The organism is Dactylosporangium salmoneum (assembly GCF_039532525.1).
GTDB lineage: Bacteria > Actinomycetota > Actinomycetes > Mycobacteriales > Micromonosporaceae > Dactylosporangium > Dactylosporangium salmoneum.
The window spans coordinates 110,874-117,226 of the sequence record NZ_BAAARV010000005.1; the positions used below are offsets into that span (position 1 = coordinate 110,874).

Annotated in this window: 6 protein-coding genes; all 6 read right to left on the reverse strand. The window is 72.2% G+C overall.

Annotated elements, in window-relative coordinates; genetic code table 11:
• A partial coding sequence (purL, locus tag ABD352_RS03255) for a phosphoribosylformylglycinamidine synthase subunit PurL (protein WP_344610960.1) occupies nucleotides 1-2,135 on the reverse strand: 2,135 nt, incomplete at its 3' end.
• On the reverse strand, nucleotides 2,132-2,812 hold the full coding sequence (purQ, locus tag ABD352_RS03260; RefSeq protein WP_344610669.1) for a phosphoribosylformylglycinamidine synthase subunit PurQ: 681 nt from the start codon (nucleotides 2,810-2,812) through the stop codon (nucleotides 2,132-2,134). The genes purL and purQ, both read right to left, overlap by 4 nt.
• Nucleotides 2,809-3,063, reverse strand: a complete 255-nt coding sequence (purS, locus tag ABD352_RS03265; protein WP_344610670.1) for a phosphoribosylformylglycinamidine synthase subunit PurS — start codon at nucleotides 3,061-3,063, stop codon at nucleotides 2,809-2,811. The genes purQ and purS overlap by 4 nt, the downstream gene beginning before the upstream one ends.
• 171 nt (nucleotides 3,064-3,234) lie before the next feature.
• On the reverse strand, nucleotides 3,235-4,665 hold the full coding sequence (gene purB, locus ABD352_RS03270; RefSeq protein ID WP_344610671.1) for an adenylosuccinate lyase: 1,431 nt from the start codon (nucleotides 4,663-4,665) through the stop codon (nucleotides 3,235-3,237).
• A 14-nt stretch (nucleotides 4,666-4,679) separates the two neighbouring features.
• Complete coding sequence (locus tag ABD352_RS03275; RefSeq protein WP_344610672.1) at nucleotides 4,680-6,251, reverse strand: hypothetical protein; 1,572 nt, start codon at nucleotides 6,249-6,251, stop codon at nucleotides 4,680-4,682.
• 28 nt (nucleotides 6,252-6,279) lie between these two features.
• Nucleotides 6,280-6,353: hypothetical protein (locus ABD352_RS57490; protein WP_425553463.1), on the reverse strand; the 74-nt coding region annotated here is incomplete at its 5' end.

The following is a 6,353-nucleotide window of genomic DNA, read 5'->3' on the forward strand; positions in this document are numbered from 1 at the left end:
CCGTGCTGGGCGCAGAGGGCCGTGAACGCCTTCTCGTGGCCGCGCGGCACGGACACGAGGGCGCGGGCCGTCGACTCCGAGAAGAGGGCCACGAACGCGTTCAGGTCCTCGGGGAGCGTGATGTTGGCCCCGCAGTCGTACCGCAGGGTCGCCTCCACCAGCGCCTGAGCCAGGCCGCCGTCGGAGAGGTCGTGCGCGGACGACAGGTGGCCGCGCTCGCCGGCCTCGGTGAGGACCGAGGCGAGGATGCGCTCGCGGGTGAGGTTCACGCGCGGGGGCTGGCCGCCCAGGTGCTGGTGGGTGACCCAGGCCCACTCGGAGCCCGAGAGCTCCTCCGTCGTCTCGCCGAGCAGCATGATGAGGTCGCTGTCGCCGCCGAAGCCCATGGGGACGCGGGCGCCGACGTTGCGCATGATGCCGAGCACGCCGACCACCGGGGTGGGGTGGATAGCCTGGGAGCCGGTGGAGTTGTAGAAGGAGACGTTGCCGCCCGTGACCGGGATGCCCAGCTCCGCGCAGCCGTCCGCCAGACCGCGCACGGCCTCGGCGAACTGCCACATGACCTGCGGGTCCTCCGGGGAGCCGAAGTTGAGGCAGTTGGTGACGGCCAGCGGGGTGGCGCCGGCGGCGGCCACGTTGCGGTAGGCCTCGGCCAGGGCGAGCTTGGCGCCGTTGTACGGGTCCAGGCGCGCGAACCGGGCGTTGCCGTCGACCGACAGGGCGATGCCGAGGCCGGTCTGCTCGTCGATGCGCACCACGCCGGAGTTCTCCGGCTGGGCGAGGATCGTGTTGCCCTGGACGTACCGGTCGTACTGCTCCGTCACCCAGCTCTTGTCGCAGAGGTTCGGGCTGGCCGCGAGGCGCAGGAGGGTCTCGCGCAGCTCGACGCCGGAGCGCGGGCGGGCGAGGGTCTCGGCGCGGTCGGCCTGCAGCAGGATGAGGTCGGCCGGCTCGCGCATCGGGCGCGCGTACACCGGGCCGTCGTCCACCAGCGAGCCCGGCGGGACGTCGACCACGGGCTCGTCGTGCCAGCTGATGACCAGGCGGCCGGAGTCGGTGACGCGGCCGATCGCGGTGGCGATGACGCCCCAGCGCTCGGCGACCCGCAGGACCTCGTCGAGCTTGGCCGGGTCGACGATGAGCAGCATGCGCTCCTGCGACTCGCTGGCCAGCACCTCCTGCGGGGCCATGGAGGCCTCGCGCAGGGGGACGAGGTTGAGGTTGACGTCCATGCCGGTGCCGGCCGCGGCGCTGGTCTCCGTCAGGGCGCAGGTGAGGCCCGCGCCGCCGAGGTCCTGGACGCCGACGATGAGGTCGCGCTCGTACAGCTCGAGGCAGCTCTCGATGAGCAGCTTCTCGATGAACGGGTCGCCCACCTGCACCGACGGGCGGCGGGCCGGGCCGTCGCTGTCGAACGTGGCGCTGGCCAGGACCGAGACGCCGCCGATGCCGTCGCGGCCGGTCTTGGCGCCGAGGAGCACGACCACGTTGCCGGGGCCGTGTGCCTCCTTGTTCTGCAGCCGGTTGACCGGCAGCACGCCCACGCAGAGCGCGTTGACCAGCGGGTTGCCCTGGTAGCAGGGGTCGAAGACGACCTCGCCGCCGATGTTGGGCAGGCCCAGGCAGTTGCCGTAGCCGCCGACGCCGGCGACGACCCCGGGCAGGACACGCTTGGTGTCCTCGTGGTCGGCGGCGCCGAAGCGCAGCGGGTCCATGACGGCGACCGGGCGGGCGCCCATCGCGAGGATGTCGCGCACGATGCCGCCGACGCCGGTCGCGGCGCCCTGGTACGGCTCGACGAAGCTCGGGTGGTTGTGCGACTCCACCTTGAAGGTGACCGCGATCTCGTCCGAGATCCGGATCACGCCGGCGTTCTCGCCGATGCCCGCGAGCATGAGGTCCGACTTGGGCGCCTTCTCGCTGAACTGGCGCAGGTGGACCTTGCTGCTCTTGTACGAGCAGTGCTCGCTCCACATGATCGAGTACATGGCCAGCTCGGACGTGGTCGGGCGCCGGCCCAGGATCTCACGGATCCGCTGGTACTCGTCCTCCCGCAGGCCCAGCTCCTCGTAGGGCTGCTCCTCGTCGGACGTCTTGGCGGCCTGCTCGACGGTGTCGAAAGTCCCCAAGGTCATACACGCGCTCCAAGGTGTGCCAGCACGGACGTGAAAATGCCGAGACCGTCGATGGACGGCCCGGTGAGCACCTCGACGGCGTGCTCGGGGTGCGGCATGATCCCGACGACGTTGCCGGCCGCATTGCTGATCGCCGCGATGTCGTGCAGCGACCCGTTGGGGTTCCCGCGGATGTACCGCGCGACGACCCGCCCCTCGCCCTCCAGCTCGTCGAGCGTGCGCGCGTCGGCCATGTAGCAGCCTTCGCCGTTCTTGACCGGGATCACGACCTCCTGCCGCGGCTGGAAGCCGACGGTCCACGACGTCGTGTTGTTCTCGATGCGCAGGCCCTGGTCGCGGTTGCGGAAGTGCAGGTGCTGGTTGCGGGTGAGCGCGCCCGGCAGCAGGTGGGCCTCGCAGAGCACCTGGAAGCCGTTGCAGATGCCGAGCACGGGCAGCCCGTCGCCGGCCGCCCGGACGATCGACTCCATGACCGCGGAGAACCGGGCGATGGCGCCGGCCCGCAGGTAGTCGCCGTACGAGAAGCCGCCGGGCAGGATCACGGCGTCGACGCCGTAGAGCTCCGCGTCGGCGTGCCACAGCGGGATGGCCGCGGCGCCGGCGAGGTGCACGGCCCGGGCGGCGTCCCGGTCGTCGAGGGAGCCGGGGAAGGTGACGACACCGATGCGGGCGGTCACTGCTCCCCGCTCTCCGGCTCTTCGACGCGCAGCGTGAAGTCCTCGATCACCGGGTTGGCGAGCAGCTTGTCGGCGATCTCGCGGGCCCGGTCGAGGTCGGCGGCGCCCTCGAACTCGATCTCGATGCGCTTGCCGATGCGCACCGACGCCACGTCAACCACGCCGAGGCGCGGCAGCGCGTTCGCGACGGCCTGACCCTGAGGGTCCAGGATCTCTGGTTTGAGCATGACGTCCACCACGACGCGGGCCACGGGGCACTCCTGACGTTGAGTCGGGCGCTCGAGGGCGAGCGACACGAGCCTACCGGGCGGGGCAACGCCGCAGTTCACCGGCCGTGTCACGGTTCGGTGGACGCCGCGGCGAAGCCCAGGAACATCGCCCGACACGCATCTTAGCGGCCCCGCGAGGAGCCAAGATCGGCGTCAGAGGATGGGCGGCGGCACGTAGGCACCGGCGGTGGGGTGCGCGGCGACCACCTCGGCGATCTCCGCCACCACCGCGCCGACCTGGGCCGACGCCGCCCCGATGAAGGTCTCAGGGTCCGCGACCAGGGCATTCACCTCCTCGGGAGTCAGCCGGAGGCGCTCGTCACCGGCCAGCCGGGCGAGCAGATCGTTGTCCTGGGCACCCTTCTCGCGCATGGCGAGCGCCACGGCGACGGCGTGCTCCTTGATGGCTTCGTGAGCATCCTCACGGCCGACGCCCCGCCCGACGGCCGCCACGAGCACCCGGGTGGTGGCCAGGAACGGCAGGTAGCGGTCCAGCTCGCGGGCCACGACCGCCGGATATGCCCCGAACTCGTCGAGAACGGTGAGGAACGTGGCAAACAGCCCATCCACCGCGAAGAAGGCGTCGGGCAGCGCCACCCGGCGCACGACCGAGCAGGAGACGTCGCCCTCGTTCCACTGGTCGCCGGCCAGCTCGCCGACCATGGACAGGTACCCGCGGGTGATCACGGCCAGGCCGTTGACCCGCTCGCAGGAGCGCGTGTTCATCTTGTGCGGCATCGCCGAGGAGCCGACCTGGCCGGCCTTGAACCCCTCGGTGACCAGCTCGTACCCGGCCATCAGGCGGATCGTGGTAGCGAGGCTCGACGGGCCGGCGACGGCCTGGGCGAGGGCGGACACCACGTCGAAGTCCAGCGAGCGGGGGTACACCTGGCCGACGCTCGTCAGCACGTGGTTGAAGCCCAGGTGCGCGGCCACCCGGCGCTCCAGCTCGGCCACCTTTCCGGCGTCGCCGCCGAAGAGGTCGAGCTGGTCGGCGGCGGTGCCGACCGGACCCTTGATCCCGCGCAGCGGATAGCGCTCGAGAAGGTTCTCGATCCGGCGGTACGCCAGGAGCAGCTCCTCGGCCGCGCTGGCGAACCGCTTGCCGAGGGTCGTGGCCTGCGCCGGGACGTTGTGCGAGCGCCCGACCATGACCAGCTCGTCGTGCTGCTTCGCCCGCGCCGCCAGCCGGGCCAGCGCCGCCACCATGCGGTCGCGGACCAGCTCCAGGGAGAGCCGGATCTGCAGCTGCTCCACGTTCTCGGTCAGGTCCCGCGAGGTCATCCCCTTGTGGATGTGCTCGTGGCCGGCCAGCTCGGAGAACTCCTCGATGCGCGCCTTCACGTCGTGGCGGGTGACCCGCTCCCGCTCGGCGATCGAGATCAGGTCGACGTCGTCCACGACCCGCTCGTAGGCCTCGACCACGCCGTCGGGCACGGCTACCCCGAGCTCGCGCTGGGCCTTGAGCACGGCCACCCAGAGGCGGCGCTCGAGGCGCACCTTCTCCTCGGGCGACCAGATGCCCACCAGCTCGGGCGAGGCGTAACGGGCGGCGAGCACATCGGGAATACGGGGCTTGTCCACGCGCCCATTCTCCCTCACGTCCTCGGCGGGTGGTCACGCTCCGGTGGCCCTACCTGCAGGGCGACCTTGTCCGCGAGGAACAGCTGGGCGGCCACGCCCACGAGCAGGGCGAGCACGAGCATCGGGATGGGCAGCAGGGCGCCGTACGGCAGGCCCTCCGTGACCCTGGACTGCAGCACCCGGACGAACTCCAGCTGCGCCGTCGGGTAGTTCGAGGTCGAGGTGATCAGCGGCCAGAGGACGTCCTGGGCCTGGAAGAGCCACGTGCCGAGGTACAGCAGCCCGGCCATCGGCAGCCCCGGCACCAGCACCGACCACCAGGACGCCGGCCGACCCTCCTGCAGCAGCGCCTCGCGGCGCAGCGCTTGCCCGCGGAAGAGCAGCGCGAAGGCGAACAGCGCGGGGATGGCCAGCCGCGACGGCGGGATCAGCGCGTCGAACGAGTCGAGGCGCGCGGCCGTCGCACCGGCGGCGTAGGCGCGCAGCGCGAGGGGCATGCCGCCGACGAACAGGAAGAGGCCGAAGGGCATCAGCAGCCACTCGCTGTGCCGGCCCAGCGGGCGCAGGCCGCTGATGCCGAACGCGGCCAGCGCCGCCGCGCTGACCCCGACCAGCGTCGAGATCAGCGGCGGGATCCAGGTGTTCACCCAGGTCGAGGGGGCGTTCGGGCGGCCCTGCTGGCCGAGGTGGGACAGCCACGGCCACAGCCCGGCGATGGTCACCGCCAGCACGAGCACCAGCAGTCCGACGGCCGCGGGCCGGGCGGCGGTGCGCAAGGGGGCGATGTCGGGGCGCCACTGCAGCCGCAGCCCGGTCCGGGCGAACACGACGGTGGCGAGGGCGCCGAGCAGCAGGAGCGGCACGAGCACGGTGGTGGCGATGGCCGCGGCGGTGCCGAAGTTGAGGGTGACGAACGCGCGTTCGTACATCATCGTCGCCGGGGTGTCGTGCCCGTGCTGGCCGCTGAAGCGGAAGGTCCAGCCGTACGTGAACTCCTGCAGCACCGCGGCGAGCACGCCGAGCACCGAGAGGCCGGCGGAGACGACGACCGCCGGCCACGGGCTGCGGTTCGTGCGGAACGCGGCCAGGTACACCAGCGCGGCGACGGCCACGAACACGCCGAACGTGCCCGACCAGTAGGCCCACCGCTGGCCCCGGTCCGCGTGGGCCGCCGCCAGCGCGATGCCGTACGGCGAGAACGCGGCCAGCGGGATCACCAGCGCGCCCCGGGCGGTCCAGCGCACGACCCGGCCGGACGAGTGGGCCGCCCAGGCCAGCGCCGGGGCCAGGACCAGCACCGCCAGCAGCGGGATCGCGACCAGGCTCAGCACGTACCAGAGCGAGCCGGCGAGCCCCTGCTCGTAGGCGCGGTGGTAGTTGTCCCAGCCGGCCGACGGCGTGTCGCCCCCGCTCAGCGTGCGGATGCCCGTGAATCGGCGAAACGACGTGCGGATCGTCCAGACGGCGGGCTCGACGTAGGAGGTGATCAGCAGGACGAGCGCGGGCAGGGCCAGGACCAGGCCGAGGACGGTCTGCCAGGCGGGACGCTGGGTGGCCGGGCGCAGCATGGTGGGCTGGACGGTCATGCACCCACGATATTGGGAAGTGCCACTTTCAGCGCGTCAGGACGGCGGTCACCCCCTGGCCGCCGGCCGCGCAGATGGAGATCAGGCCGCGACCCGAGCCGC